This window comes from Streptococcus cristatus (genome assembly GCF_008369405.1).
GTDB classification, from domain to species: Bacteria; Bacillota; Bacilli; order Lactobacillales; family Streptococcaceae; genus Streptococcus; species Streptococcus cristatus_G.
Window position 1 is genome coordinate 131,970 of sequence record NZ_VSJJ01000003.1, and the last position, 26,678, is coordinate 158,647.

At 44.2% G+C, this 26,678-nt stretch carries 27 protein-coding genes and 1 pseudogene; 20 read left to right on the forward strand and 8 right to left on the reverse strand.

Annotated elements, in window-relative coordinates; genetic code table 11:
* Positions 1-154: 154 nt before the first annotated feature.
* Positions 155-505 carry a hypothetical protein gene (locus tag FXF62_RS04485; RefSeq protein WP_062005058.1) on the reverse strand — a complete coding sequence of 117 codons (351 nt, stop codon included), beginning with the start codon at positions 503-505 and terminating at the stop codon, positions 155-157.
* Positions 506-793: 288 nt separating this feature from the next.
* Between FXF62_RS04485 and FXF62_RS04490 the strand changes: the two genes are divergently transcribed.
* From FXF62_RS04490 to FXF62_RS04535, 9 genes are all read left to right on the forward strand, one after another.
* Complete coding sequence (locus FXF62_RS04490) at positions 794-1,252, forward strand: CtsR family transcriptional regulator (protein ID WP_149517818.1); 459 nt, start codon at positions 794-796, stop codon at positions 1,250-1,252.
* A 4-nt stretch (positions 1,253-1,256) separates the two neighbouring features.
* The gene (locus FXF62_RS04495) at positions 1,257-3,686 is read left to right on the forward strand and encodes an ATP-dependent Clp protease ATP-binding subunit (protein WP_149517819.1); all 2,430 of its coding nucleotides are present in this window, start codon (positions 1,257-1,259) and stop codon (positions 3,684-3,686) included.
* Between the two features lie 14 nt (positions 3,687-3,700).
* Complete coding sequence (locus FXF62_RS04500; protein ID WP_149517820.1) at positions 3,701-4,141, forward strand: GNAT family N-acetyltransferase; 441 nt, start codon at positions 3,701-3,703, stop codon at positions 4,139-4,141.
* A gap of 84 nt (positions 4,142-4,225) precedes the next feature.
* Positions 4,226-4,708 (forward strand): ECF transporter S component, encoded by a 483-nt coding sequence (locus FXF62_RS04505; RefSeq protein WP_149517821.1) that lies wholly within the window; start codon positions 4,226-4,228, stop codon positions 4,706-4,708.
* Positions 4,692-5,093 (forward strand): DUF4430 domain-containing protein, encoded by a 402-nt coding sequence (locus tag FXF62_RS04510; protein ID WP_149517822.1) that lies wholly within the window; start codon positions 4,692-4,694, stop codon positions 5,091-5,093. The genes FXF62_RS04505 and FXF62_RS04510 overlap by 17 nt, the downstream gene beginning before the upstream one ends.
* A gap of 185 nt (positions 5,094-5,278) precedes the next feature.
* Positions 5,279-6,337 carry an AAA family ATPase gene (locus FXF62_RS04515; protein ID WP_149517823.1) on the forward strand — a complete coding sequence of 353 codons (1,059 nt, stop codon included), beginning with the start codon at positions 5,279-5,281 and terminating at the stop codon, positions 6,335-6,337.
* Between the two features lie 21 nt (positions 6,338-6,358).
* A complete protein-coding gene (gene pnuC / locus FXF62_RS04520) occupies positions 6,359-7,174 on the forward strand; it encodes a nicotinamide riboside transporter PnuC (protein WP_149517824.1) in 816 nt (271 codons plus the stop codon).
* Positions 7,175-7,231: 57 nt separating this feature from the next.
* A complete protein-coding gene (locus tag FXF62_RS04525) occupies positions 7,232-8,020 on the forward strand; it encodes an NUDIX domain-containing protein (protein ID WP_149517825.1) in 789 nt (262 codons plus the stop codon).
* Positions 8,021-8,410: 390 nt separating this feature from the next.
* Positions 8,411-9,172: a hypothetical protein gene (locus tag FXF62_RS04535; protein WP_149517826.1), complete on the forward strand. Its 762-nt coding sequence runs from the start codon at positions 8,411-8,413 to the stop codon at positions 9,170-9,172.
* Between the two features lie 211 nt (positions 9,173-9,383).
* On the opposite strand, the gene dusB is transcribed toward FXF62_RS04535, so the two are convergent.
* Both dusB and hslO read right to left on the reverse strand, forming a co-directional pair.
* The gene (gene dusB / locus FXF62_RS04545) at positions 9,384-10,361 is read right to left on the reverse strand and encodes a tRNA dihydrouridine synthase DusB (RefSeq protein WP_149517827.1); all 978 of its coding nucleotides are present in this window, start codon (positions 10,359-10,361) and stop codon (positions 9,384-9,386) included.
* The gene (gene hslO, locus FXF62_RS04550) at positions 10,348-11,220 is read right to left on the reverse strand and encodes an Hsp33 family molecular chaperone HslO (RefSeq protein WP_149517828.1); all 873 of its coding nucleotides are present in this window, start codon (positions 11,218-11,220) and stop codon (positions 10,348-10,350) included. Before hslO ends, dusB begins: the two co-directional genes overlap by 14 nt.
* Before the next feature lie 238 nt (positions 11,221-11,458).
* Here hslO and FXF62_RS04555 point away from each other — a divergent pair, with 238 nt between their 5' ends.
* Entirely contained in the window at positions 11,459-11,680 is a 222-nt protein-coding gene (locus FXF62_RS04555; protein ID WP_062123090.1) for a DUF4649 family protein, read from the forward strand.
* Positions 11,681-11,694: 14 nt separating this feature from the next.
* Complete coding sequence (gene trxA / locus FXF62_RS04560) at positions 11,695-12,009, forward strand: thioredoxin (RefSeq protein WP_149517829.1); 315 nt, start codon at positions 11,695-11,697, stop codon at positions 12,007-12,009.
* A gap of 95 nt (positions 12,010-12,104) precedes the next feature.
* Here trxA and FXF62_RS04565 read toward each other — a convergent pair whose 3' ends face one another.
* The gene (locus tag FXF62_RS04565; protein WP_149517830.1) at positions 12,105-12,773 is read right to left on the reverse strand and encodes an MIP/aquaporin family protein; all 669 of its coding nucleotides are present in this window, start codon (positions 12,771-12,773) and stop codon (positions 12,105-12,107) included.
* A gap of 145 nt (positions 12,774-12,918) precedes the next feature.
* Positions 12,919-13,266 carry a winged helix-turn-helix transcriptional regulator gene (locus FXF62_RS04570; protein ID WP_001133065.1) on the reverse strand — a complete coding sequence of 116 codons (348 nt, stop codon included), beginning with the start codon at positions 13,264-13,266 and terminating at the stop codon, positions 12,919-12,921.
* A 150-nt stretch (positions 13,267-13,416) separates the two neighbouring features.
* Here FXF62_RS04570 and FXF62_RS04575 point away from each other — a divergent pair, with 150 nt between their 5' ends.
* Entirely contained in the window at positions 13,417-13,806 is a 390-nt protein-coding gene (locus FXF62_RS04575) for a nuclear transport factor 2 family protein (RefSeq protein ID WP_000106199.1), read from the forward strand.
* A gap of 168 nt (positions 13,807-13,974) precedes the next feature.
* Here FXF62_RS04575 and FXF62_RS04580 read toward each other — a convergent pair.
* Positions 13,975-14,178 (reverse strand): annotated as a pseudogene (locus FXF62_RS04580) (oligoendopeptidase F); the annotation flags it as partial.
* A gap of 145 nt (positions 14,179-14,323) precedes the next feature.
* On the opposite strand from FXF62_RS04580, the gene FXF62_RS10855 reads away from it, so the two are divergent.
* Entirely contained in the window at positions 14,324-14,668 is a 345-nt protein-coding gene (locus FXF62_RS10855) for a hypothetical protein (protein WP_149517831.1), read from the forward strand.
* A gap of 85 nt (positions 14,669-14,753) precedes the next feature.
* On the opposite strand, the gene pepF is transcribed toward FXF62_RS10855, so the two are convergent.
* Positions 14,754-16,550 (reverse strand): oligoendopeptidase F, encoded by a 1,797-nt coding sequence (gene pepF, locus FXF62_RS04590; RefSeq protein WP_149517832.1) that lies wholly within the window; start codon positions 16,548-16,550, stop codon positions 14,754-14,756.
* Between the two features lie 383 nt (positions 16,551-16,933).
* Here pepF and pnp point away from each other — a divergent pair, with 383 nt between their 5' ends.
* The 7 genes from pnp (at position 16,934) to FXF62_RS04625 (ending at position 25,275) form a co-directional block, all read left to right on the forward strand.
* Positions 16,934-19,132 carry a polyribonucleotide nucleotidyltransferase gene (gene pnp, locus FXF62_RS04595; RefSeq protein ID WP_149517833.1) on the forward strand — a complete coding sequence of 733 codons (2,199 nt, stop codon included), beginning with the start codon at positions 16,934-16,936 and terminating at the stop codon, positions 19,130-19,132.
* An 88-nt stretch (positions 19,133-19,220) separates the two neighbouring features.
* Positions 19,221-19,838, forward strand: coding sequence for a serine O-acetyltransferase (cysE, locus tag FXF62_RS04600; protein ID WP_149517834.1), 618 nt, complete (start codon positions 19,221-19,223; stop codon positions 19,836-19,838).
* A 125-nt stretch (positions 19,839-19,963) separates the two neighbouring features.
* Positions 19,964-20,731: a nucleoside phosphorylase gene (locus tag FXF62_RS04605; RefSeq protein WP_149517835.1), complete on the forward strand. Its 768-nt coding sequence runs from the start codon at positions 19,964-19,966 to the stop codon at positions 20,729-20,731.
* A 26-nt stretch (positions 20,732-20,757) separates the two neighbouring features.
* A complete protein-coding gene (locus tag FXF62_RS04610; protein ID WP_149517836.1) occupies positions 20,758-21,279 on the forward strand; it encodes a dihydrofolate reductase family protein in 522 nt (173 codons plus the stop codon).
* 17 nt (positions 21,280-21,296) lie between these two features.
* The gene (cysS, locus tag FXF62_RS04615; protein WP_149517837.1) at positions 21,297-22,640 is read left to right on the forward strand and encodes a cysteine--tRNA ligase; all 1,344 of its coding nucleotides are present in this window, start codon (positions 21,297-21,299) and stop codon (positions 22,638-22,640) included.
* Positions 22,633-23,025: a Mini-ribonuclease 3 gene (locus tag FXF62_RS04620; RefSeq protein ID WP_149517838.1), complete on the forward strand. Its 393-nt coding sequence runs from the start codon at positions 22,633-22,635 to the stop codon at positions 23,023-23,025. Before cysS ends, FXF62_RS04620 begins: the two co-directional genes overlap by 8 nt.
* Before the next feature lie 402 nt (positions 23,026-23,427).
* A complete protein-coding gene (locus FXF62_RS04625) occupies positions 23,428-25,275 on the forward strand; it encodes an APC family permease (RefSeq protein ID WP_149517839.1) in 1,848 nt (615 codons plus the stop codon).
* A gap of 277 nt (positions 25,276-25,552) precedes the next feature.
* Here FXF62_RS04625 and FXF62_RS04635 read toward each other — a convergent pair whose 3' ends face one another.
* Entirely contained in the window at positions 25,553-26,518 is a 966-nt protein-coding gene (locus tag FXF62_RS04635; RefSeq protein WP_149517840.1) for an aromatic acid exporter family protein, read from the reverse strand.
* Positions 26,519-26,678: the final 160 nt, after the last annotated feature.

Genomic DNA, 26,678 nt, shown 5'->3' on the forward strand with positions numbered 1-26,678 from the left:
AGAAGAAAATTTTCTGAAATCCTAGTTTAGGCTGGCAGCGTGGACGAATCATTTAAGAATATTTGGCTACCATCCAGCTCCTTATAGAATAAGAAAAGTGTGGAATCCATGGCTCTTTCGAGCTCATGTTGCTTCCACACTTTTTTGTGCTGTGTTATCTAGCGGCCTTTTGTTCTTTATGTTTGTGAAGGATAAAGGAGTTTGAAAAACTCAGGCTTGCTAGTACAAAAAGAAGAAGGGTTGTTGCTGGATAGCTAAGGGAGATATGATTGGTTTTGATGATAAAGAGAAGGGCAAAGGCAAGAATGGCAAAGAAGATGCTAAGACTCCAAGTCATTCGGCGACTGAATAAATGCTGCTCAAATAGTAGAGGGATTAGGAGACAGCCTAGAAGAAGGCTCGTTGGGAAAACGACGTACTCGGCAGAAAAAATTGTCAAGATACTCAGAGTGACAAACAGGCAGCTAAGTACATGATGGGTATAGTTGAGCCAATTTATTTTCATTGGAAAACCTCCTTTTGATGATGATTATTTGGATACGGTTGATGGTGTAAACACCACACTTTCACACCTTTATTATAAGTCTTTAAAAGCAAAAAGCAAGCGTTTACAATCATATTTACTCAGCTTGTCAATCTTTTTCATTACTCTGAATTATCAGATATTTTCAAGTCTTCTGGGACTTCTTTTTCTTTCAAAAAATAGATTTTTTCGGTATAATAGTCAAAGATAGTCAATGTTAGAGAAGACTTGAATGCTTATTTTTAGATATAACAGATAGAAAGGTATATCATGGGCATCAAAAATACCTCGGATAGTATAGAAGAATACATCAAAAGAATTTTGGCGCAGGCGGGCATGGTCGAGCTGAAGCGCAGTGAGTTAGCTGATGTTTTTCAGGTAGTTCCGAGTCAGATCAATTATGTGATTAAGACACGCTTTACGGAGAGTCGGGGCTATACCGTGGAGAGCAAGCGTGGTGGCGGTGGCTATATCAGGATTGGTAAGATTGAATTTTCCGATCGGCACCAGATGCTGTCTGATTTGTTGACCAATGTCGGTGAGTCGCTCAGCCAGCCAGTTTTTTCAGATGTTTTGCAGCTGCTCTTTGATGAAAAAATTATCAGCCAGCGTGAAGGAGATCTGCTCCTAGCGAGTGCCAGCGATGCTGTCTTGGGGACAGATGCTCCGAGGATTCGAGCCAGAATGTTACGGAAAATTTTGCAGCAATTAGATAGAAAAGGAAATTAAGAATATGAATTATTCAAAAGCTTTGGTAGAAAGCTTGGAGGCGGCTCAGCTCTTAGCCGGTCATTTTGCTACAGATTATTTAGAATCGTGGCAGGTGCTGATGGCTCTGGCTAATAATCCCTACAGCGTGGCAGGCTCGGCTCTAAATGAATTCCCTATTGAAGTGGATAAACTGGAAGAAGCAGCCTTTGACATTACTGGAAAAGAGTATCAAAAACAAGGCGGTTTTGACTTATTGCCTTTCTCTCACCGTTTGGAGGAACTCTTTGCTCAAGCAGGGCAGATTGCAGAAGCCGTCCATGCTAGAAGCCTAGGCACAGAGCACCTGCTCCTAGCCATGCTATTTGATCGTGGGACCTTGGCAGCCCGTGTGTTAGAAGCTGCAGGCTTCGGCTATGATGATAAAAGTTCAGCCCCTCGATTTAGTGATTTGCGAAAGGTTTTAGAGCAGCGTGCTGGCTGGGGCAGAGAGGAAATCAAGTCTATTCGCTCACTAAATAAAAACACGGCCTCTGCCAAGCAAACCATGGCAAATATGATGGGCATGCCTCCTTCAACTAGCAGTGGTCTGGAAGACTATACTCGGGATTTGACAGAGTTGGCTCGGGCTGGTCGTCTGGAACCAGTCATCGGGCGGGACGAAGAGATTTCTCGGATGATTCAGATCCTCAGCCGAAAGACAAAAAATAATCCAGTACTTGTCGGTGATGCGGGGGTCGGTAAAACGGCTTTGGCGCTAGGCTTGGCTCAACGCGTGGCAGCTGGTCAGGTTCCGGCGGAACTTGCTAAAATGCGCGTCTTGGAATTAGACTTGATGAATGTTGTCGCTGGGACTCGTTTCCGCGGAGACTTTGAAGAGCGGATGAACAACATTATCAATGACATCGAAGAAGACGGCCATGTCATCCTCTTTATCGATGAGCTGCATACTATTATGGGCTCTGGTAGCGGGATTGACTCGACCTTGGATGCGGCCAATATCCTGAAACCGGCTCTGGCTCGGGGAACCTTGCGAACAGTTGGTGCTACGACGCAGGAAGAGTATCAGAAACATATCGAAAAAGATGCTGCTCTGTCTCGGCGTTTTGCCAAGGTCACTATTGAAGAACCTACTGTGGCCGACAGCATTGCTATTCTGCAAGGTCTGAGAAAGAGCTATGAGGATCACCACAAGGTGCAGATTAGTGACCAGGCCATTGAAACAGCGGTCAAGTATGCTCATCGCTACCTGACCAGCAAGCATTTGCCAGACTCTGCCATTGACCTTTTGGATGAGGCCAGTGCGACAGTGCAGAATAAAGGACCCCAGAATTATAAAGAGTCGGATCTGACGCCTGTGGACCAGGCTTTGATGGCTGGAAAGTTGAAAAAAGTCGGCCAGCTACTGGCAAAAGAGCAGGAGCCAACTGTTTACAAGCTGAAGGTAGAAGCAGAGGATATCTTAGAGACTCTCAGTCGCTTGTCCGGTATTCCTGTGCAGAAATTAACTCAGACAGATGCCAAAAAATATCTCAATTTGGAAAAAGAACTGCACAAGCGGGTCATCGGACAGGATGCGGCAGTTTCGGCTGTCAGCCGAGCTATTCGTCGCAATCAATCAGGCATTCGCACTGGCAAACGCCCAATTGGTTCCTTTATGTTCTTAGGGCCAACGGGTATCGGGAAGACAGAGCTGGCTAAGGCCCTGGCAGAAGTTCTCTTTGATGATGAATCAGCCCTGATTCGCTTCGACATGAGTGAATATATGGAGAAATTCGCAGCGAGTCGTCTCAACGGGGCGCCCCCAGGCTATGTAGGCTATGAGGAAGGTGGCGAATTGACGGAAAAGGTGCGCAACCGTCCATATTCTGTTCTCCTCTTTGACGAGGTAGAAAAGGCTCACCCAGATATTTTCAATGTCCTCTTGCAGGTCTTGGATGACGGCCAGCTGACCGATAGCAAGGGCCGTAAGGTGGACTTCTCCAATACCATCATTATCATGACCAGCAATCTGGGGGCAACGGCCCTGCGGGATGATAAGACGGTTGGTTTTGGGGCGCGTGACATCCGCTTTGATCAGGCCAATATGGAAAAACGCATTCTGGAAGAGTTGAAAAAGACCTACAGGCCTGAATTTATCAACCGGATTGACGAAAAGGTGGTCTTCCACAGTCTGTCTGCTGAGGATATGCAGGAAGTGGTCAAGATTATGGTGCAACCGTTGATTAGGAGTCTGGCAGAGCAAGGCATCGTGCTTAAATTCCAAGCTAGTGCCTTGAAATTGCTGGCTCAGGAAGGTTACGATCCAGAAATGGGGGCGCGGCCGCTGCGCCGTACCCTGCAGACGCAGGTGGAGGACAAGCTGTCTGAGTTGCTCTTGACTGGAGATTTGGCGGCGGGTCAAACGCTTAAGGTTGGAGTCAAGGCTGGCCAACTCAAATTTGAAATGGCTTAGGGAGGATGTGTTCAATGGAAATTCGTGTGATGGCAGAAAAGGATTATGCCTCTGTTTACCAGTTGTGGGTCTCTTACCCTGACATGGTACTCGATAGTCTAGATAACTCTGAAGAAGAGATCGTCCGTTTTTTGAAGCGCAATCCTGAAACCTGTCTAGTTGCCTTAGAGGATGAGAGCTTTATCGGCACTATTTTGATCGGAACGGATGGCTACCGAGCTTATATCTATCATGTGGCTGTCCATCCATATTTTCGGAAAAAAGGAGTAGGAAAGGCTCTGGTCGAACAGGCCTTGTCAGCAGTGAAAAAACTTGGCATCCATAAAGTATCACTAGTCGGTTTTGAAAAAAATCAACAGGCCAACCTCTTTTGGGAAAAGATGGGATTTTCAGCTAGAAATGATCGACTCTACCAAAATCAGGAACGGGCGGAGATGATTCGACAGGATACATAAAAAGCTGATTTACTTAGCATTCTTGCTAGGCTAATCAGAACCGTGTTATCATGCTGAAGAATATCGTTTAGAAAGGCAGAAACTGTGTCTCTTCGTTACCTTACTCGAATCGCTCTTCTAGCAGCGCTCTGCGTCGTGCTTCGCTATGCCTTTGCCGGCCTGCCCAATATCAAGCCGATTACAGCGCTGTATTTTCTCTTGGTGGATTTTGAGGACTTGAAGGGCTCGCTTCTGGTCATGTCTATCAGTATCTTTGTATCTTCTTTCCTCTTTGGAATGGGGCCTTGGGTCCTTTTCCAGATCTTATCCTTTGCGGTGGTCATTTGTCTATGGTACCTGCTGTATCGGCGACTAGGCTTGTTTGGCCAGAGTATGTTGGCCTTGCTTTTAGCCTTTAGCTATGGTCTTGTGATTGATGGTATCACAGCTTTGATTTATCAAATGCCTTGGTGGACTTATGTGGCGGCAGGAGCAGGCTTCAATCTAGCTCATGCCTGCTCAACCATGCTCTTTTATCCTATCTTGTATTTTATTTTAAGGAGACTTTATCATGAAAAAAATCTTTAGCTTGCTTACGCTTGCCTTTGCTCTCTTTTTAGTGGGTTGTAGTAATAGCCAAACAAAGACTGATACCAGCTCTAGTTCGGCTGCTTCTTCCGTCAAAAAGGAACTGAAAATTAGCATCAGTATTGCACCAGAAGGTCAGGAGAAGAGCGAGAAAACGGTGGCTGTTGAAGAAGGAAAGACAGCGATGGATGCTTTGAAGAAGGCCTATAAGGTCGAAGAAAAAGAAGGTTTTATCACTTCGATTGACGGACATGCTCAGGATGAAGCAAAAGGTCTCTACTGGATGTTTAAGGTCAATGGAGAAATGGCTCCTAAGGGCGCCAATCAAATCACGCTCAAGGATGGAGACAAGCTAGAATTCTACCAAGAAGTCTATCAGCAATAAATCTTTTATAAATAGAATCTGATGCTTAGACATTAGATTCTTTTTTTGTACCCTCGATACAGTTTTAAAGTGTCTGAAAAATATTTTTATAAAATTTTATAAAAAACTATTGACAAAATAAAAATATAGTTTATAATAAAAATATAGAAAGAATAAATTATAAAAAATAATAAAAAGGTGAAATCATGAAAAAACAAATTGCAATCATCTTTGGAACCTTTGCTCCCTTGCATCAGGGGCATATCGATTTGATTCAGAAGGCTAAGCGTTCTTATGACAAGGTGCGCGTGGTGGTTTCTGGTTATCAGGGAGACCGTGGCGAGGAAGTAGGTCTATCTTTGCAGAAGCGGTTCCGCTATACGCGTGAGACCTTCGCAGATGATGAACTGACTCAGGTTTATAAACTAGACGAAACGTCTTTCCCTCGCTATCCTCTGGGCTGGGCTCAGTGGTTGCCAGCTTTATTGGACTTGGTAGGCTATGATGCAGAAGACGAGGAGTTGATTTTCTTTGTAGGAGAGCCTGATTATCAGGCGGAGTTAGAAAAGCGTGGCTTCAAAACTTCTTTGCAGGAGCGCCAGTTTGGGATTTCAGCTACGATGATTCGGGAAAATCCTAGCCTTTATTGGAAATATATCGCCCAACCTTTCCGCCGTCACTTTACCAAGAAAGTGCTGATTATGGGTAGCGCCAGCAATGGTAAAACGACCTTGGCCAAGGATTTGGCTCGCTTTTATGATGCTCCGGTTAGTCTGGAATATGCTCGAGAATATCAGATTCAAAATAACGTGCGAGACGATGAGTTGACCCCTAAGGACTACTATTATCTGCTCTTGGGACAATATGCTCAGACTTCCCGCTTGATTGACAGCAGCGCCAACCGTGGTCTAGTCGTAGCTGATACAAATTCGTTGGTAACCAAGGCCTACTATGATTACTATCTGAAAGAAAGTCCGGCTCAAGACGAGGAGACAGAGACCTTTGACAACCTCTTTGCTAGCATTTTGGCCAAGGAAAAATGGGATTTGATTCTCTTTGCTGAGCCGGTCGGAGCCTATGTCAACGATGGCTTTCGTGATATGAGCATGGCAGACGAGGCTATCCGCAGTGATTTTTCTAGCTATTTGAAAAAGCTGAAAGAGGATTGTTTAGCTCATATTCCGACGGTTTATCTAACTGGTAGTTATTTGGACAATTATCAGGCGGCTAAAGAAGTGATTAACAAGATTTATCAAGCAGATTAAAAAAGAAAGTGGTAAAATAGAATGGTAGTAAAAAATCAAAAACTCTCTCCTGCAGCTCTCTACGCAGGACTAAAACAAAAATCTCAAACCTTTGCTCGGAATTTCCAGAATGTCTGTGCAGCAGCAAAAGAACAGGGCTTTAGCGGTATCGCCAAATTGCTCTGGCAGGATTTATTTGGCGGGCGTAGCTTGACTCAATGGCTCTACTTGATTGCTCTTTCTAGTCTGCCCTTCATTCTGGAGTTTACCAGTGGGCAGGAGCAACATGACTGGTTGGGACTCTTTGCTTCCTGGACAGGCATCGTCTGCGTCATCCTAGTAGCTGAGGGGCGGGCTAGCAATTACCTCTTTGGGGCTGTTAATTCGGCCATTTATCTCATCTTGTCCTTTCAGGCTAGCTTTTATGGAGAAGTGCTGACAACAATCTACTTCTTTATCATGCAGCCAATCGGCCTTTATACTTGGCTGTCCAATCGGGTTAATGAGCAAGATAAGGAAGAGCCTTCTCATTTTGAGGCTAAGAAGTTAGACTGGCGTGGCTGGCTTAAATATTTGGCCTTGACCGCTCTGATTTGGATTGGTATGGGCTTTGCCTATAAGAGCATTCACAGTCACCGGCCTTTCCGCGATAGTGTGACAGATGCGACTAATGGTATTGGTCAGCTTCTCATGACGGGTCTCTATCGCGAGCAGTGGATTTTCTGGATTGCAACCAATCTCTTCAGTATCTACCTCTGGTGGGGCAGCAATCTTCACATTCAGGCTATGTACTGGGTTTATACCCTCAATAGTATCGTCGGCTGGTATCAGTGGACCAAGGCAGTGAAGAAAGCTTAGAGCAAGATTTGGAGGATTTTTGATAGAAAAGATAGCTTAGGAAAGGAAGAAAAATTCATGACCAAACAGGATATCCCAGCGGGAATGTCGGAAAAAGAGTATTACGAAACAATGGCGGATGAGTCCGCCTTTTTGGCATGGTACAAGACACAGGATTTGCCTAAGTATGAGACGCCCAGCGTAACAGCGGATATGGTGGCCTACTGCTTCGTAGAAGGCCAGTTGAAACTCTTGGTTATCAAGCGCAAGGCCCACCCCTATCAGAATAAATATGCCTTGGTTGGAGGCTTTGTGGATAAACATGAGGATGCCTATCAAGCCTGCATTCGGGAGGTCAAGGAAGAAGTGGATCTTGATATACCGCTAGAAAAAGTGGAGCAGTTGATGACGGTCTCTACTCCAGGACGCGATCCGCGCGGTTGGGTCATCACCATTGCCCATTTGGTCTATCTGCCGGCAATTGCTATCAACCAAGTCAAGGCTGGTGATGATGCTAAGGAAGTCACCTTCCTTGATGTGGACTTTAAGACAAGGAGTTTTAGGGATGGCGAGCGCCTTCTAACAGCAGAGGACTTTGCCTTTGACCACTACCAAATCCTGCTGGAATCTATCAAGCGCATTCAAGGACGACTGGACTGGAATCCAACTTTTCTCCATCTGCTGGAATCACCCTTTACTGTCTATGAAGGGACTGAGTTGGTCAATCTCATCACGCCTAGACGCCCCATCGTCAGCAATAATTTTCTAGTTAAATTTGGAGAATACTTGGAGGAGGCAGGCGTTAAGCGCGTGCCAAAGAAGAAACCAAGAAAAGTTTATAAACTGAAGACAGAAAAAACGTGTTAAAAGAAAATTGATGATATATTTTACTTGAGAGTGGGACAGAAATCGGTAATTCGTTAGAATTCGATTTCGTCGTCCCACCTCCGCACAGTTGAGTAGGGCTGTAAAAGCTGATGAAATCAGTGTAGTAGAGCCCACTCAACCACTGCGCCTTGCTCGACAATCCAAAGACAATTGAGAGGATAGGACTTTTGTCCCAGCCTCTTTTTTTATTTTTATTACGAATATAAAAGTAGCGACATATCTGCTGAAGAAGAGAGGAGGCCTAAGTTCCGGATGCTATTTGCTTCAAAAATTTTTGAAAAATTCCATTTATCTAGTTGACATACTTTATTACGAGTGTTACAATAATATTACAAAAAGATTTCCGAATGTTACAAAGGAGAAGAAAAGATGAAAACTAAGACTTATACAAAATTGATGGCTGCTACTGTTCTAGCTTCTAGCTTACTTTTAGGGGCTTGTGGTCACAAAGAAGAAAGCAAGACTAGCACAAGTGCTAATAAGACAGTACAAACTTCTTCTAGCTCTAAAGTTGCTTCATCTAGCAAAGCTAGCAGCGCTCCAAAAGCCAGCAGCAATGCTTCTTCAAATGAAACAGTAGGGCAAGCAGAACAAGTACAGAAAGCTGTGGAATCCGTTCAACCTTCACAAAATCAAACACAACAAGGAGTGGATCAGCAAGTTCAAAGTCAACAAAATACACAGGCTCAACCAAGCCAATCTCAACAAGCTCCTAGTCAACAAAATACGCCGACTCAACCAACTAAACCAAATCAAGCAACTCAGCCAGCCCAACCGAGTCAACCAGCTCAAAATCCAGCTACTGATCGTCAGCTTCAAAACAAGCAGGCAGAAACAAATGCTCGTTATAAAGGCGTTTTGAATATGGTCGATGGAGATTTCTCTGCAGCTGCTGGTAGTTGGACGGATGCAGGAGGCAGTACAGTGACTGTTTCAGCAGGCGGACAGTTTAGTGTCAAGTCAGCAAATGGAACTGTCAATACTTACCATGTTGCTTCATATGCCTATACTTTGGATGATGGTCGCTATACAGCTCAGCTGGGTTCTGCTGAGCCATCTGCTCCTAAATTGGGCATCCAAATCACTACTGGCGCTGACGGTAAAGTAGCTAGTGTTCAATTGATCAAATAAGTGAGAAGAAATTTGCAAAAAAAAGAGGCTGGGACAAAAGTCCTAGCCTCTCAATTGTCTTTGGATTGTCGAGCAAGACGCAGTGGTTGAGTGGGCTCTACTAGGCTGATTTCATCAGCTTTTACAGCCCTACTCAACTGTGCGGAGGTGGGACGACGAAATCGAATTCTAACGAATTACCGATTTCTGTCCCACTCTCATTTTTATTTCTTTAATGTTGGAGTTGCAAGAGTTCCTCGATCTCTGCCAATGTGCTGGCCTTTGAAATGGCACCGCGAAGTTTAGCTGCACCAGATGTTCCACGAAGGTAGTGAGGAGCGAGTCCGCGGAATTCACGAACGGCTACGTTTTCTCCTTTGAGGTTAATCAATCGTTTCAAATGTTCGTAGGCGATTTTCATCTTGTCCTCGAAAGTCAAATCAGGGAGAATTTCTCCAGTTTCAAAGTAGTGGTTGATCTGGTTGAAGAGGTAGGGATTACCCATGGCTGCGCGACCAATCATAACAGCGTCAGCCCCGACTTCTTCGATACGCTGTTTGGCTTCTTGGACCGTACGGATGTCACCATTTGCGATAAATGGAATCTTGGTCAAAGCTTGGGCTACATCGTGCAAGGTCTCAAGGTCTGCGTGGCCTGTATACATTTGTTCACGGGTACGGCCATGCATGGCCAAGGCTGAAACGCCAGCTGCTTCGGCTGCCAGAGCATTTTCTACAGCCAGTGAGCTGTCGGACCAACCCGTCCGCATCTTGACTGTCAGAGGGATATCCAAAACGGACTGAACCTTGTTGATGATTTTATAGATTTTTTCAGGATCCTTGAGCCACATAGCGCCAGCTTCGTTTTTGACGATTTTGTTGACCGGGCAGCCCATGTTGATATCGACGATATCTGTCTTGGTGTTTTCTTGAATAAATTCCGCTGCGCGAGCCAAACTGTCCTCGTCGCTTCCGAAAAGCTGGATAGAGACTGGATTTTCACCCTCATCAATGTGAAGCATGTGGAGGGTTTTTTCGTTGTTGTATTGGATGCCCTTGTCAGAGACCATTTCCATAACGACCAGGCCTGCTCCCAGCTCTTTGGCAATGGTTCGGAAAGCAGAGTTGGTTACGCCGGCCATAGGCGCCAGAACCGTACGGTTAGGAATTTCAACATTTCCAATCATAAAAGGGGTATTAAGATTTGTCACGAATCAGTTCCTCCAAGTCATTTTGGTCAAAGTGGTAGGCTGTCTGGCAGAATTGACAGATGATTTCAGCCCCGTGGTCTTGATCACGCATCTCTTCTAAGTCAGCCTTTGGCAGAGTAGCCAAGGCATTCATGAAGCGCTCTTTGCTGCAATCACACTGGAAGCGAATTTCCTCTTCAGACAAGCGTTTGTATGGCTCATCACCATAGATGGCAGCCAGCAGAGCTTCGATATGGTCATCGGATTCCAGCAGTCTTGAGATAGCAGGCATTTCTTGGATCCGCTTCTCAAAGCGGGCGATTTCAGCTTCCTTGGCACCAGGCAGAACTTGTACCAAGAAACCGCCGGCAACCTTGACTTTATCATGCTGATCCAAGAGAACATTGAGGCCAACGGCAGAAGGAGTTTGCTGGCTCTCAGTCAGATAAAAGGCCAGGTCTTCGCCGATTTCGCCAGAGATGAGTGGCGTCATGGAGTTGTAAGGATTGCCAGTACCATAGTCCGTGATGACGAGGAATTCGCCTTGGCCGACAAAAGGGCCAACTAGAACTTCGCCAGTGGCTGTCTTTTTAATATCGACACCGGGATTTTGCACATAGCCCTTGACATTGCCTTTGGTATCTGCCACGGTGATGATTGCGCCTAGCGAGCTGGTACCAAGAACTTTGACGGTAATCTTAGTCTGGCCTTTTTCATTTGCAGCCAGAATCTGGCTGGCAATCAGTGTGCGGCCGAGTGCTACGGTAGAACTTGCTTGAGTTTGATGTTTTTCTTGAGCGGTCCGAACGGTCTCTGTACTGTCCAGCACATAGGCCCGAAAAGAACCGTTTTCTGAGATAGTTTTGATAATTTTGTCCATACCTTTTATTTTAACACAAAAATAAAAACAAACGTAGCCTTTGTGCTTGTTTTTCTTTCAGATTTCTTCTTGCATTGTACTTTGGTCAAGTCAAACAAAAAGGAGAAGATTGACAAATTATGATTTTAAGGTGACTATCTGAGTTCTGACAATGGCGGATGCGTTTGAGTTGACAATTGTAATATAATCAGTTACAATAAAAACATAGAATTACGAATTGAATCAAAAAGGAGAGCTTATGATTGAAATTACCTATCTAGACGCAGCTAAGTCAGAAAGGAAGATGACTTTCGAGTCTTATGAAGACTTTGAACGTTCTCAACATGCCTGCCTGATCGGTGTCGCGGATTACTACACTGTGCAAAAATTAACTTACAATGGTCATGATTTGGACTACCATGGGACTTATGGAGATGTTTTCTTCTATCTCATGAAACAAGATTTAAGCCAATATAATTAAAAAGGAGAACTACAATGGCAAAAGCAATTACAGATGCAACATTTGAACAAGAAACAAAAGACGGATTGGTCTTGGTAGACTTCTGGGCAACTTGGTGTGGCCCATGTCGTATGCAAGGTCCAATCTTGGATAAATTGTCTGAAGAACTTTCAGAAGATGTCTTGAAAATCGTCAAAATGGATGTAGATGAAAATCCACACACAGCTCGTGCCTTTGGAATCATGTCCATCCCAACCCTTCTCTTCAAAAAAGACGGCCAAGTGGTCAAGCAAGTTGCAGGTGTTCACACAGCAGAACAAATCAAGGCTATCGTTGCTGAATTGAGTTAAAAGCAAAGCACTCCCCATTCAAAAAGGGAGTGCTTTTTTGTTTGCATAGAAAAAGCCCTGTTCTTCAATTTGAGGAGCAAGGCTCTTTTTGTTTATTATTCTTCTGTGCCAAGGCAGTTTTTAGCAACAAGAGCTGCAAGAACGCCACCAACGATTGGTGCAAGAATGAAGATCCATACTTGTTGAAGGGCTTCACCACCTACCAAGACAGCTGGTGCCAAGCTACGGGCTGGGTTTACTGAAAGTCCAGTGATGTTCAATCCCACAAGGATCATAGCTGTCAATGACAAACCAATGACCAAACCAGCAATCGCACCATTTCCCTTACTTGCTGAAGTCACGGTCATGATCACCAAAACAAACAAGAAAGTTGCGATGACTTCAAACAGGAAACCACCAAAGACAGTTACACCGTTTGCCAAGGCATTTTCACCAAGACTAGCAGTTGACATACCTGAGTTAGCCAAGAGGAAGAAGACCGCACCTGACGCAAGGAAAGCTCCAACCACTTGTCCAAGGATGTAGTTTACAAGATCTTTTGATGACAATCGTTTGTTTACAAACATAGCGATTGAAACAGCTGGGTTCAAGTGAGCACCTGAAACAGTTCCGATTGAGAAAGCTGCAACCACGATTGCCAAACCAAAGGCAAAGGCAATTCCAAGGTGTCCCAGACCCTCTGTACCATTTCCAAAAACAACGGCTCCTGTTCCGATGAACACAAGCATGAACGTACCGATTAATTCAGCGACAAATTTTTTCATGATAAGTCTCCTTTTTCAAAACTATGTATTAGTCTATCAAAAGAAGGAAAGGGTTTCAAGAAAATTGATTGGAAATTTACTGGTTTGCCTTACTGTCTTTTAATTGAGGGATTCGATAAAAAATACATTCGCTCTATGGGACTTATCAGTTGCCTATCTCATTAGCATTTAGCAACTTAATATAATCCAGACCCCAGTTTTCGACAGCATCTAAAACAACTCTGAATTCCTGTCCCATTTCGGTTAAGCTGTACTCAACTCGTGGGGGAACTTCCGCATAGACCTTTCGTTGAACAATCTTATCCTTTTCTAATTGACGGAGATGACGGGTCAAAATAGTTTGAGTAATCCCAGGCAATAATCTCTGCAATTCTTTAAATCGTTTGGTACCCGTACTCAACTGATAAATGATTACCAGTGCCCATTTCCCTGTTAAAACCCTTTGCGTTGTCGCAAATGGACAAATACCATACTCACTCACTTTATTTGGCATAAAATATCTTCTTTCTATTTTTTTAAAAAAATTTATCTTTTAGTATCAACAATAGTACTACTTTTGATACTAGCTATTGAAAAAGTGTCTACTTGTTTTTTCGATTGTAACTGTTACAATTATATCATAAAAAAGAAATGGAGAATAGATATGTCAACAAACTTAGAAATTTTCAATGCTTATAACCAAGCTTTAATTGCTGGTGACTTTCCTGGTGTCTTTGAAACGATGGCAGATGATATTGTCTGGCATCAACCTGGTAATCATAGTATATCTGGTTCAGTTGTTGGTAAGGACAAGCTAGGATCTCACCTAGCTACATTTGCTGAGAAAACTAATGGAACCTTTAAGGTGATAACAAATTGGGTTTCTGACAATAAGGATTTAATCGCAGCTAATGTTACTTTTCTCGGAACACGTGCTGATGGTACTGAACTCAATATGAACGGGATTGACCTCTTCCGTATTGAAGACGGAAAAATCAAAGAAGTTTGGCTCTTCTCTTCAGATCAAGCTGAAGAAGATAGCTTTTGGGGATAATTTAAGAGGCCGGGACCAAAAATTTTGATTTTAGGAATTCTTTATTATAAATTTTTAAAATCGATAGATTAGAAAAAAAGCGAACAAGACAGTATTCTGAGTGTCAGATAACTCGTTTTGTTCGCTTTTTATATTTAAGGTTAGACTTTTGTCCCAGACTCTTTTAATTTACTCTCCCAACTCAGCACTGTATGCAATAATCTGATCAACCGTATCAGACAAGAACTGAATGGTGTCGGGCAGTGGTTTAGCTGTCGAAATATCTGCACCGATAATCATAGCTGACTCAAGCGGAGTCTTGCTGCTGCCAGATTTGAGCAGTTCTAGCCAGTCACGGGCACCATTTTCGTCATTTTTCAGGTGTAGGTAGCTGGTGTCTCTCACGCCCCTAGCTTGCCTCATTAGTCCTCTATCGATTTAAGAAAAATGATATATTCCAGTTTTTTTGTTTGAAAATAAAATTTTTAGGTTATAATAGGAAGAAGGTAAATTACAAGGTATAGAAAGGGCGCTGTTTATGCTTGAGTCATTATCGCAGTTTGGCTTTATTTTGATGGTTTTTACTCCGTTTATTGCGGTGCCAATTTTCTGTTTCTTTGTGGGCTGGATGATTCCTCGGTCGCAAATAACGGAAAAAAGCATCATGGCTGTATTAAGCTTTGTCCTTGTTTGCTTGGTTTTGATTTCATATTATGCTCCTCAACTGTTGGGAATGTTTTTTTGGGGCCTGATTTGGTTCTTTATTGGCCTCCTACGTGCTAAAAATTATAGCAAGTCACAGTTCTGGATCAGGTGGCTTATATTTAGCGTCTGTTTTACAATCTATATTTTGGTTTATCTATATTTCTTTAAACTTTTTTAAAAATTTAGCTTCAAATGTCATTTTAGGGACAGATTTATTGAATTATGTAAAAACAGACTGAGACAAAAATGTCTCAGTCTGTTTTTTATTCCTCCAACTCTTTACTGTAGGCAATAATCTGCTCAACTGTGTCTGACAAGAACTGGATGGTGTCGCGGAGTGGTTTATCCGTTGAAATATCGGCTCCGATAATCATAGCTGACTCAAGCGGAGTCTTGCTGCCGCCAGATTTGAGCAGTTCAAGCCAGTCACGGGCACCATTTTCGTCATTTTTCAAATGTAGGTAGCCGGCGGTAGAGATGACCAGACCAGCTGAGTAAGTGTAGCTGTAGAGTCCCATGTAGTAGTGGGCTTGGCGCATCCAAGTCAGGGCAGCGTCGTCGTCAATCTCAACGGCATCTCCCCAGAAGTCCGTCAAGACTTCTTTCATGATAGCGTTGAGTTTACTTGCGCCGAAGGTTCCGCCTTCTTCAATCAAAGTATAGACCTTGCGTTGGAAGGCAGCTTCCAGCAAGTGAGTGATGAAGTTGTGGAAGTAAGTATCTGTCAGACGGTGAGCCAGAGCAAAGCGTTTCTGGCGAGGGTTGTCAAATTGGCGCTCCAGATAATCACTGAGCAGGAGCTCATTAAAGGTAGACGGTGCTTCCACATAGTAGGTGGACATGTGGGCGTTGAAGTAGCTTTGGTGATTGTCGGAGAAGATGAACTGACCGGAGTGGCCAATCTCATGAATCAGAGTATAGACATCGCTCATGCGACCAGTCCAGCTCATGAGGACATAAGGGTGAACCCGATAAGGATCAGCAGCATAGCCTCCAGAATCCTTTCCAGCATTGGCCGCAAAGTCGACCCAGCGTTCTTCTTTATAGCGGGCGATTTCTTGGCAATATTCTTGTCCGAGTGGCTCGACTGACTTCATGACCAGGTCGTAGGCATCGTCAATGCTAACTTCGGGATTGAGCTCGCTGTCCAAGTCCAGCTTCCAGTCGGCAAAGGTCATTTTTTCAAGTCCGTTGACCTTTGCGACATGCTTGAGGTATTTCTGAGCTACTGGGGCAAATTCGCTCATAATCAAGTCAATCTGCCGATCAAACATAGAGCGTTCAACTTCTTGCTCAGCCAGCAAATAGTCAAAGACAGAGTCATAGCCCTTCATGTCAGCTAGTAGTTTTTCAGACTTGACCTGAGCCAGATAGGCAGCAGCAGCGGTATTTTGGTGCTGACGAAGCCCTGCTGAGAAAGAGCGGAAAGATTTTTCGCGGATTTCTGCATTTTCATGGTTTTGATAGAAATTCTCATAGGTGACAAAGCTGTTTTTGTAAACTTTTCCGTCTACTTCAAAGTCAGCCATAGCAAAGTCGCCAGCCCGCATCTTAGTGTAAATATCCTGTGGACTGTAAAAGACCTCGCCCAGATTGGTCAAGGCTTTTTCGACATCCGCTCCCAGATAGTGGGCTTTTTTGATTTTAGCCTGGCGAATGGCTGAAGTCAGATGGGGCTCTTGACCTAATCTCTCTAAGACAGCTTCATCTGCACCGACCAGGGCGTCGTCAAAGAAGCTGAGTGCGACATTGGCTTCCGTCTCAAACTCCATGGCTGCTTGGGCAATCTGCGCAAAGCTCTCGTCGCCAAAGTCAGTGGTCTGTGGCATGAAGCCGTAGTTGCCGATGTGGCTGATTTGGATATAAATCTGCTCCAGCTCAGCAAAAGCCCGTTCAAAATCTTCGAAAGTACTAAGCTTGCCTTGGTAATCACGGACGAATTTCTGGATGTCCTCTCTGGCCTTCTCAATTGCCCGCAGGAAGTCCTCTTGGTCTTTGTAAAGGGCGGTTAGGTCCCAGAGTTCATTTTCTGGAAATTCAGAACGATGTTTTTGTTCCATAGTTTACTCCTTTTGATTAAATAACTATATTCAGTATAGCAAAAAATCCTTCAGAATACCTTGCTCATAGGAAAAAATTAAGGAAATATGACTTTAGCTGTCTGAGTAGAAAAAAGAAAAATAGATTTTCAGCACTTTTATAGAAAAAAGCCATTTCCGGCCTTTTTCTTTTGGCTGAAATTGTGGTAAAATAGGGTCTGTACGTGCTTGATACAAAGATGAGGATATAATAAACTACTAAGACCATGATATCAAAGCTAAAATCCTGAGAAGGTTAGTTGTCAGCTGTGATTATGCTATGAGCTTTTGACGGTCTTAATATCTTGATCTTTGTAGCCAAGGCGTATGAAAAAATTAGAGCATATGCTCGGCAAGGAGTCTTTATGACAAAACAAGTTTTTAAAACCGTTTTTGCAGGCCGTGAGTTGGTAGTTGAAACCGGTCAGGTTGCAAAGCAGGCAAATGGTAGCGCCGTTGTTCGATATGGAGAAAGCACCGTTTTAACTGCGGCAACCATGTCCAAAAAGATGGCTACGGGTGACTTTTTCCCATTGCAGGTCAACTATGAGGAAAAAATGTATGCGGCTGGGAAATACCCTGGCGGCTTTATGAAGCGTGAAGGTCGTCCGTCAACAGATGCGACTTTGACGGCTCGTTTGATTGACCGTCCGATTCGCCCTATGTTTGCGGAAGGTTTCCGCAATGAAGTTCAGGTTATCAATACCGTTCTTTCTTATGACGAAGATGCTTCTCCTCAAATGGCAGCGATGTTCGGTAGCTCTCTGGCTCTCTCTATCTCAGATATTCCTTTTAATGGCCCTATCGCAGGAGTTCAGGTCGGCTATATAGACGGTGAATTCATCATCAACCCTAGCAAGGAACAAAGAGAAGTTTCACTTTTGGAACTGACAGTGGCTGGTACTAAAGAAGCTATCAACATGGTAGAGTCTGGAGCCAAGGAACTGTCTGAAGATATCATGCTGGAAGCTCTTCTCAAAGGGCACGAAGCGGTCAAAGAATTGATTGCCTTCCAAGAAGAAATTGTTGCAGCGGTCGGTAAAGAAAAAGCAGAAGTAGAATTGCTTCATGTCGATGAAGAGCTGCAGGCAGAGATTGTCGCAACCTACAACAGTGACTTGCAAAAGGCTGTTCAGGTGGAAGAAAAGCTGGCGCGTGAAGCAGCAACTCAGGCTGTCAAAGACCAAGTCACAGCAGTTTATGAAGAAAAATACGCGGACCACGAGGAATTTGACCGTATCATGCGAGATGTGGCTGAAATCTTGGAGCAAATGGAGCATGCGGAAGTGCGCCGTTTGATTACCGAAGATAAGGTCCGCCCTGACGGTCGTAAGGTCGATGAAATCCGTCTTTTGGATGCGGTGGTTGACTTCCTTCCTCGCGTGCACGGATCAGGTCTCTTCACTCGTGGGCAAACCCAAGCCCTTTCCGTCTTGACATTGGCACCAATGGGGGAAACGCAAATCGTTGACGGCTTGGATCCAGAATACAAGAAACGCTTCATGCACCACTATAACTTCCCGCAATACTCTGTCGGAGAGACAGGTCGTTACGGTGCACCAGGTCGTCGTGAAATTGGACACGGTGCTCTTGGGGAACGTGCCTTGGAGCAAGTTTTGCCAAGCTTGGAAGAATTCCCATACGCTATCCGTCTGGTAGCAGAAGTCTTGGAGTCAAACGGTTCTTCCTCACAGGCTTCTATCTGTGCGGGCACTCTTGCTCTTATGGCTGGTGGTGTGCCGATTAAGGCGCCGGTTGCCGGAATTGCTATGGGCTTGATTTCAGACGGCAGCAACTACACAGTTCTGACCGATATTCAAGGTTTGGAAGACCACTTTGGCGATATGGACTTTAAGGTGGCTGGTACTCGCGAAGGGATTACAGCCCTGCAAATGGATATCAAGATTGAAGGAATTACAGCGGAAATCCTGACAGAAGCTCTGGCTCAAGCCAAGAAAGCCCGCTTTGAAATCCTTGATGTCATCGAAGCGACTATTCCAGCTCCACGTCCTGAGTTGGCTCCAACTGCTCCGAAAATTGACACCATCAAGATTGATGTGGACAAGATCAAGATTGTAATCGGTAAAGGCGGAGAAACTATCGACAAGATTATCGCTGAGACTGGCGTTAAGATTGATATTGACGAAGAAGGAAATGTATCCATCTACTCTAGCGATCAAGCGGCTATTAACCGTGCCAAAGAAATCATTGCTGGCTTGGTTCGTGAAGCCAAAGTAGATGAAGTCTACCACGCCAAGGTTGTTCGGATTGAGAAATTCGGTGCCTTTGTCAACCTCTTTGACAAGACCGATGCCTTGGTTCACATTTCTGAAATGGCTTGGACTCGAACCAACAATGTCGAAGACTTGGTACAAATTGGTGACTTTGTTGATGTTAAGGTCATTAAGATTGACGAAAAAGGCCGTGTAGATGCCTCTATGAAAGCTCTCTTGCCACGTCCGCCTAAGCCTGACAAGCCAAAGAGAGACCATGACACACATCAGGGAAAAGGGCATTCTCATAAGAAACATGAAGAAGCCCCTAAAGCTAAATCAGAAGAATAATGAAAAGGGAGTGATCAGGCTCAATTACCTTGCAAAGTTCTTTGTATGGAGCCTACTCCCTTATTTTACCTAATGAAAGGAGAAGAAGATGGGCTGGTGGAAAGAAGCCATTGAGATTGTAAAAGAAAATGATCCGGCTGCTCGTACTTCGCTGGAGGTTATCCTGACCTATCCAGGTGTCAAGGCCTTGGCAGCCCACCGTCTTTCTCATTTCCTCTGGAAGAGAGGCTTTAAGCTGCTGGCGCGCATGCACAGTCAATTCTGGCGTTTCTGGACCCAGATTGAGATTCATCCTGGCGCTCAGATTGAGTCTGGGGTCTTCATTGACCATGGTGGCGGGCTTGTTATCGGTGAAACGGCAATCGTTGAAAAGGGAGTGCTCTTGTATCATGGGGTGACCCTAGGAGGGACTGGCAAAGATACTGGGAAACGCCATCCGACGGTTCGTAAAGGAGCTCTCATATCAGCCCATGCTCAAGTTATTGGGCCAGTGGAAATTGGCGAAAATGCTAAAGTTGGAGCGGGGGCAGTTGTCGTGGCGGATGTGCCTAGTGATGTGACCGTAGTTGGAATTCCGGCTAAGATCGTGCGTGTTCATGGTCGGAAAGATGAGCCAACCATCCACGAGGTAGAGGAGAAACGGGAATACTATCTAGACAAGCTGGAGCATGCCCGCGAAGCCAGCCACCATTCGTCGGAGCTTTAAGAAAGGCCAATTTTGGACAGCTAACAAGATACTTTAGGAGGTCTTGCCAAGGAGTAATTTGGCAAACTGTAACTCAATAGAAAAGATGAAAGAGGCTTTGCTGAAGTCCTAAAGAAAGAGAAGTTATGTTATTAGAGGAATTTGAAGATGTAGCTGGAGTTATTGAACCGACAGATAGGCAGATGATGGACAAGGGTGAGATTTGTAAAACTATCATTCTGTCCTTTAACGGAGAAATTCTACAACGTTTGATTGAGTCAGAAAAAGTCTATCAAGGAGGCTATTTAAAAAATCTTAACGGTCAATTCCCTTGGTATGTATATAATTATGATGGAAATCAAGTTGCGATCATGACTGCGCTTATTGGAGCTCCGATGGTAGTCGGCCAGCTGGAGGAGTTGGCGGCCAGAGGCTTCAAGAATTTCATCGTTCTAGGTTCTTGTGGCGTTTTGGATCGTTCAATTGAGGCGGACAAGATTATCCTGCCGGCTGCTGCTTTGCGAGATGAAGGAACTAGTTATCACTATGCCCCACCGGGTGATGAAGTCGCCTATGACGAATCCCTGTTGATTAAGCTGGAAGCTATTTTTGATAAGCACAATATAGAGCACATCCGTACCAAGTCTTGGACGACTGATGCTTTTTATCGGGAAACGCCTGATAAGGTCAAGCGTCGCTTGACTGTTGGAGCTCAAGTGGTGGACATGGAAGCTTCAGCTATCATGGCTTGGAGCCAATTTCGCAAGAGTAAAGTCTATCAATTCTTCTACACAGCTGACTATGTGGATCATCATAATCGAACCTGGGATGCCCGCCATGAAGAACGGACAGCTGATGCCATGACTTTTTTCACTATCGCTTTGGCAATAGCAAAGGAACTAGAAAGGAACTGAGCAGAACTAGAAAGGAAACTACAAGAATGGCAGTATATTTTTATGGCTGTATCACCATGGATGGCTACTTGGCAGACAGCCAGCACAGGATAGACTGGCTGCATCAGCTTGGTTCTGTAGAGGATACAGGCTATGATGACTTTTACAGGCAAATGGATATCACCATCATGGGCAAGCGGACCTTTGAGGAAATTCAAGATTTGCAAGATGTAGAAAGTTTTTATCAAGCTACGGAAAACTATGTCTTTACGCATGATAGGCACCTGCCTGTCAGCAATTACCAGCCAGTAGCTGGGGATGTGGTGGACTTTGTTCACAAGATTGACAAAGGCAAAAATGTCTTTGTGATTGGTGGTAATTCCTTGGTAGGACCGCTCTTGGATGCGGATCTTTTTGACCACCTCATTATTCAGATAGCGCCCCTTATCCTGGGAAAGGGGGTTCCCCTCTTTACCCAAGAGGAAGGGCAGCGCTTTTACCAACTGGATAGCCTCAGACAATTTGGTCCTTTTGCAGAGCTGGTTTTCAGCCGAAAAAGTCAGAAATAGAGAAGGGAGTGGACCGCTTGATTAAAATTTACGACACTATGACCCGCAGCCTACGTGAGTTTGTGCCCATTGAGGAGGGCAAGGTTAGCATGTATGTCTGTGGTCCGACGGTTTATAACTATATCCATGTCGGCAATGCCCGCTCAACAGTAGCTTTTGACACGGTTCGTCGCTATTTTGAGTATCGGGGATTTGAAGTCAACTATATTTCCAATTTTACAGATGTAGATGATAAAATTATCAATCGGGCTAAGGAAGAAGGCATCACACCCCAAGAAGTGGCTGATAAGTACATCGCAGCTTTTCGTGAGGATGTATCAGCTCTGGGTGTAAAACCTGCGACTCGTCATCCGAGGGTGGTAGAGTTTATGGGAAACATCATCCGCTTTGTGGAGGACTTAATTGACAAAGGCTACGCCTATGAGTCAGAGGGCGATGTCTATTTCCGAGTGGAAAAGTCGCACAATTATGCCAAACTAGCCAATAAAACCTTGGAAGATTTGGAGCTGGGTGCTTCAGGTCGTACAGATGAAGAAACGGCACGTAAGGAAAATCCTGTGGACTTTGCCCTCTGGAAAGCTGCCAAACCAGGCGAGATTTTTTGGGACAGTCCTTGGGGGGCAGGTCGTCCGGGCTGGCATATCGAGTGTTCGGTCATGTCGACGGAGATTTTGGGTGCTACCATTGATATCCACGGTGGAGGAGCAGACTTGGAGTTTCCTCACCATACCAATGAAATCGCCCAGTCAGAGGCCAAGACGGGTCAGACTTTTGCCAACTATTGGATGCACAATGGCTTTGTCAACATAGATGATGTCAAGATGTCTAAATCTCTAGGCAATTTTATCACTGTTCATGATGCCCTCAAGACCATTGATGGTCAGGTGCTGCGTTTCTTCTTTGCTACTCAGCATTATCGCAAGCCGATTAATTTCACGGAAAAAGCCGTTCATGATGCAGCGACCAATCTTAAGTATTTGAAGAATACCTATGAGCAACCTTTCACTGGTCAGGCAGATTCTGCTCAGCTTCAGGCCTTTCTGGATAAATTCACCGCTGCTATGGACGAAGATTTCAATGCGGCTAACGGCATCACAGTTGTTTTCGAGTTAGCCAAGTGGATCAACTCTGGCAACTACACCGCGGAAGTTAAGGAAGCTTTTGCCAAGCTCTTAGAAGTTTTTGGTATCGTCTTTGTAGAAGAAGTCTTGGACGCGGACATTGAGCGCTTGATTGAGGAACGCCAAGTGGCGCGTGCTAATCGGGACTTTGCGACTGCCGACCGTATTCGGGATGAATTGGCCGCTCAGGGTATCAAACTCTTGGATACCAAGGACGGAGTGAGGTGGACTCGTGACTGATGTCAAACTGATTAACGGTATTGCTCTCGCCTTTGAGGGAGATGCTGTCTACTCCATGTATATCCGGCGTCACCTGATTTTTCAAGGTCTGACCAAGCCCAATCAGCTGCACAGGGAAGCGACCAAGTATGTTTCTGCCAAGGCTCAGGCCAATCTCATCTCTCTCATGCTGGAAGAAGGGATTCTGACGGAGAAGGAAGAGGATATCTATAAGCGCGGCCGCAATGCCAACAGCCATACCAAGGCTAAGAATACAGATATCGTCACCTACCGTATGTCGACCGGCTTTGAGGCGGTTATGGGCTACCTGCATATGACCGAATCCATTGAGCGACTGGAGGAGCTGATTGACTGGTGTATTCGGAAGATAGAGGCTTCGTTCTGATTCATTGTCATCTTGTTTATTCTGAGATAGAACTCTTTTATGAACAATCACTAAAATTTAAGAAATTTAAATATCAAAAACGAGCTTGGCATAAAGCTCGTTTTTGATAAACAAGCATGCTGTCTCCAGAAAAAAATGGAAGATTTTGTAGGAGAGTGTGTTTGAAACTTTAAATAGATTGTTTGAGTACTTTCTGGCTCCTCCTCTTGTGATTTCTATCCTCTTCAGCTTCATTTTTGCTAGTAAGATTGGAGAATGGTGTTGATATCTATTGAGATGGTTTTCATCAAGCATTTGGATAAAAAGTAGGAAGTTTAAATTTATGAAAATTTATTTTCGGAAAAGTATTGACATGTTTTCCGAAAAGGAGTAGAATGGCTCATGTTTTTAAAGGAGGAACTTATGTTTTCCAAGTTAAAAGGCTTTTTTATTGGACGCCCATTAAAATCTGGGAAAGAGGGCGAGGATGGTCATTTATTGACCAAGATGCAAGCTTTGGCTATGCTCTCCAGTGACGCTTTATCTTCTATTGCTTATGGACCAGAGCAGGTTGTTTTGGTCTTGACTTCTGTTTCTATTGGCGCCATTTGGTGGTCGCTTCCCATAGGAATTGTCGTATTGGTTTTATTAGCGAGTTTAACGGTTTCCTATTGTCAGGTTATCCATGCTTACCCTCAAGGAGGAGGAGCTTATATGGTGACGACAGAAAATCTATCTCCAACGGCAGGTTTGATCGCTGGCGGGAGCTTGCTGGTAGATTACATGTTGACAGTAGCCGTTTCAGTCGCTTCTGGAGCGGACGCAATTACCTCTGCAATTCCCGTCTTACATCCTTACAATTTACATATTTCCATTTTCCTAGTTCTCTTGTTGATGCTAATGAATCTCCGAGGATTAAAAGAGTCGGCTACTTCCTTGATGATTCCTGTCTATCTTTTTATTGTCAGCACCTTATTGTTGATTGGTTTTGGTTTTGTGCAGGTCTTGACAGGAAATTTAGACTATCACGCAACCGCGCGGATTGGTAGTCCGATTGCTGGAGTAAGTTTGATCTTACTGCTTCGTGCTTTCACCAGCGGCTCTGCTTCCTTGACAGGAGTGGAAGCTATTTCCAATTCGGTTCCCTTTTTCAAGAAACCAAAAGCTCATAATGCCGCAGCTACCCTTTCGATTATGGCTTTAATCCTAGGCATCATGTTTGCGGGCATTACCTTCTTGAATTATTGGATTGGCATCGTGCCTGTCAAAGGTGTAACGATATTGGCTCAGATGGCACAAGCGATTTTGGGAAGCTCTCCCCTTGGTCGCATCTTGTTCTATGTTTTCCAATTGTCAACTGCTTTGATCTTAGCAGTGGCAGCCAATACAGGCTTTTCAGCCTTTCCTATGCTTTCCTACAATATGGCTAAGAACAAATACATGCCACATATGTACATGGAAAAAGGAGATCGTCTCAGCTATTCTAATGGCATTTTCACTTTGGCTTTTGGTGCCATTGCTCTTTTGTGTATCTTTGAGGGAAATACAGAGCGCTTGATTCCCCTGTACACCATTGGTGTATTCGTACCCTTTGCTCTCTCACAGACTGGTATGGTTGTCCATTGGAAGAAAAAATATGGAAATAATTTCTTGAAGCATTCGATTGCGAATATCCTTGGAGCGATCATTTGTTACGGGATTGTTCTTATCTTGCTCTTGTTCCGTCTTCAAGATATTTGGCCTTTCTTCCCTATTATCATTGTCTTGACTTGGCTGTTTTTATCTATCAAGCAGCACTATAATAGAGTCGCTAAACAGTTGAGATTGCATGACCATATCGAGCGTCAGAACTACACTGGTAATACAGTAATTGTCCTGGTCGGGAATGTCACCCGAGTCAGTGTTGGTGCGATGAGCTATGCTCGCAGTATCGGAGATGAAGTCGTGGCAATGCATGTTTCAACAGCAGAAACTGCTGAAAAAGATGCTGAAGTCGCCGAGGAATTTGCTGACTACTTCCCAGATATTCGCTTTGAGACAGTCACGACTAGCTACCGCAATATCATCAGTCCGACAGTTCAGTATGTGATTAAAGTGGCCAAACGAGCCAAAAAAGAAGGCCGAACAGTGACGGTCCTAGTACCTCAGTTTATACCTAAAAAGAGATGGCAAAATGTTCTGCATAACCAGATGAGCTTGAAATTGAAATACTATCTGAAATGGTATGAGGATGTCGTGGTTGCAAGCTATTCTTATCACTTAAAAGAATGAGCGGTTGCTCTTGATTAATGAGAAAAAGAGAGTGGGACAGAAATCGGTAATTCGTTAGAATTCGATTTCGTCGTCCCACCTCCGCACAGTTGAGTAGGGTCGTAAAAGCTGATAAAATCAGCGTAGTAGAGCCCACTCAACCNTCGTAAAAGCTGATAAAATCAGCGTAGTAGAGCCCACTCAACCACTGCGTCTTGCTCGACAATCCAAAGACAATTGAGAGGCTAGGACTTTTGTCCCAGCCTCCTTTTTATTATTTATTGGAAATAGCGCAGAGCTAACTTGCTTGTACCTTTTGGTAATTTTGATAAAATTCCACTTTAAGTTTAATAAAGGTCTCTAAATCTCGTAAAAGTTGTAGGAGCGTGGCACGAGTTTCAAATTCTTGCCGGGTCTTAGGGAGCGGGCGTTCGCGAAAAACAGTTAAGCAGGTTTCGATTTCTTCAACCAGCTCGTGAGCAGGATTTTCTTGACTGAGCTGTTGGGCTGTCTTGGAGAACAGACGGGCCAAAATCAAGCTCTCACTGGCTGCCAACTGGCAGTTGTTGATGTTGCCTGCCATGTCTTCTAGAATGCGATTTTGGGCCTGCCGCATTTCAAAATAGTGAATGTGGTAGTTGGTCTGATGAAAGAGATGGTTGGAATGGTCCAGATAAACTAGTTGTAAGGCTCCTTGAAGGATAGTATCTAGTTCCTTGATTAGAGTCGCATCGTTTCGGCCGTCTCCAGCTTTCAAAAAATATTCAAAACGCAACAGAATTTTCTTCAGTTGCTTTTCGACTTGAATACGATAGTTCTCGATGTCTTGCTGGTTCGAAGCCATATAAAGGTTGGCTAGGAGAGCGAATCCTGTTCCGATAAGGAAAACAGCCATTTCATTGGCCAAAAGAGACCAAGAAACAGAATGGTCCAGCAACAGATGAGTGACCAAAACTGTACTGGGTGTGATGCCTATTTCCCAGCCAAAGAGATAAGCCAAGGGAACGTAGAGTAGGATATAAATCCCTAAGCTCCAAAGGTTAAATCCTAGAAGGATGAAAGATAAACTCCCAATGGCTAGTGCTAAAATAGTAGAAAAGAGGCGGTTGCGGGCTAGTTTGATAGTGCTTCTGCGGGTGTCGGAAACGCTGAGGATGGCAATGATACCGGCTGATATAGCATTGCTTAGACCTAAAAAAGCAGCTAGAGCCGCAGCAAGACATGTTGCAAGAGCTAGTTTGATGGTACGTTGGAGGAGAGGCATGAGCTTCTTTCTATATAAATAAAGTTTTTTCTATTATATCATGATTAGTCGAAGACTTGTTAGAACAAATATGTCAATGTATAAATTGAAGTGTAGCGTTACAATAGATGTGAGACTTCTAGAAGTCAAAAAGAAGATTCCCTGATATGATAAGAGTACC

Coding starts and splice junctions, on each gene's coding strand:
- FXF62_RS04485 (WP_062005058.1), bottom strand. CDS start 505: ATGAAAATAAATTGGCTCAACTATACCCATCATGTACTTAGCTGCCTG.
- FXF62_RS04490 (WP_149517818.1), top strand. CDS start 794: ATGGGCATCAAAAATACCTCGGATAGTATAGAAGAATACATCAAAAGA.
- FXF62_RS04495 (WP_149517819.1), top strand. CDS start 1,257: ATGAATTATTCAAAAGCTTTGGTAGAAAGCTTGGAGGCGGCTCAGCTC.
- FXF62_RS04500 (WP_149517820.1), top strand. CDS start 3,701: ATGGAAATTCGTGTGATGGCAGAAAAGGATTATGCCTCTGTTTACCAG.
- FXF62_RS04510 (WP_149517822.1), top strand. CDS start 4,692: ATGAAAAAAATCTTTAGCTTGCTTACGCTTGCCTTTGCTCTCTTTTTA.
- FXF62_RS04515 (WP_149517823.1), top strand. CDS start 5,279: ATGAAAAAACAAATTGCAATCATCTTTGGAACCTTTGCTCCCTTGCAT.
- pnuC (WP_149517824.1), top strand. CDS start 6,359: ATGGTAGTAAAAAATCAAAAACTCTCTCCTGCAGCTCTCTACGCAGGA.
- FXF62_RS04525 (WP_149517825.1), top strand. CDS start 7,232: ATGACCAAACAGGATATCCCAGCGGGAATGTCGGAAAAAGAGTATTAC.
- FXF62_RS04535 (WP_149517826.1), top strand. CDS start 8,411: ATGAAAACTAAGACTTATACAAAATTGATGGCTGCTACTGTTCTAGCT.
- hslO (WP_149517828.1), bottom strand. CDS start 11,220: ATGGACAAAATTATCAAAACTATCTCAGAAAACGGTTCTTTTCGGGCC.
- FXF62_RS04555 (WP_062123090.1), top strand. CDS start 11,459: ATGATTGAAATTACCTATCTAGACGCAGCTAAGTCAGAAAGGAAGATG.
- trxA (WP_149517829.1), top strand. CDS start 11,695: ATGGCAAAAGCAATTACAGATGCAACATTTGAACAAGAAACAAAAGAC.
- FXF62_RS04565 (WP_149517830.1), bottom strand. CDS start 12,773: ATGAAAAAATTTGTCGCTGAATTAATCGGTACGTTCATGCTTGTGTTC.
- FXF62_RS04570 (WP_001133065.1), bottom strand. CDS start 13,266: ATGCCAAATAAAGTGAGTGAGTATGGTATTTGTCCATTTGCGACAACG.
- FXF62_RS04575 (WP_000106199.1), top strand. CDS start 13,417: ATGTCAACAAACTTAGAAATTTTCAATGCTTATAACCAAGCTTTAATT.
- FXF62_RS10855 (WP_149517831.1), top strand. CDS start 14,324: ATGCTTGAGTCATTATCGCAGTTTGGCTTTATTTTGATGGTTTTTACT.
- pepF (WP_149517832.1), bottom strand. CDS start 16,550: ATGGAACAAAAACATCGTTCTGAATTTCCAGAAAATGAACTCTGGGAC.
- pnp (WP_149517833.1), top strand. CDS start 16,934: ATGACAAAACAAGTTTTTAAAACCGTTTTTGCAGGCCGTGAGTTGGTA.
- cysE (WP_149517834.1), top strand. CDS start 19,221: ATGGGCTGGTGGAAAGAAGCCATTGAGATTGTAAAAGAAAATGATCCG.
- FXF62_RS04605 (WP_149517835.1), top strand. CDS start 19,964: ATGTTATTAGAGGAATTTGAAGATGTAGCTGGAGTTATTGAACCGACA.
- FXF62_RS04610 (WP_149517836.1), top strand. CDS start 20,758: ATGGCAGTATATTTTTATGGCTGTATCACCATGGATGGCTACTTGGCA.
- FXF62_RS04625 (WP_149517839.1), top strand. CDS start 23,428: ATGTTTTCCAAGTTAAAAGGCTTTTTTATTGGACGCCCATTAAAATCT.
- FXF62_RS04635 (WP_149517840.1), bottom strand. CDS start 26,518: ATGCCTCTCCTCCAACGTACCATCAAACTAGCTCTTGCAACATGTCTT.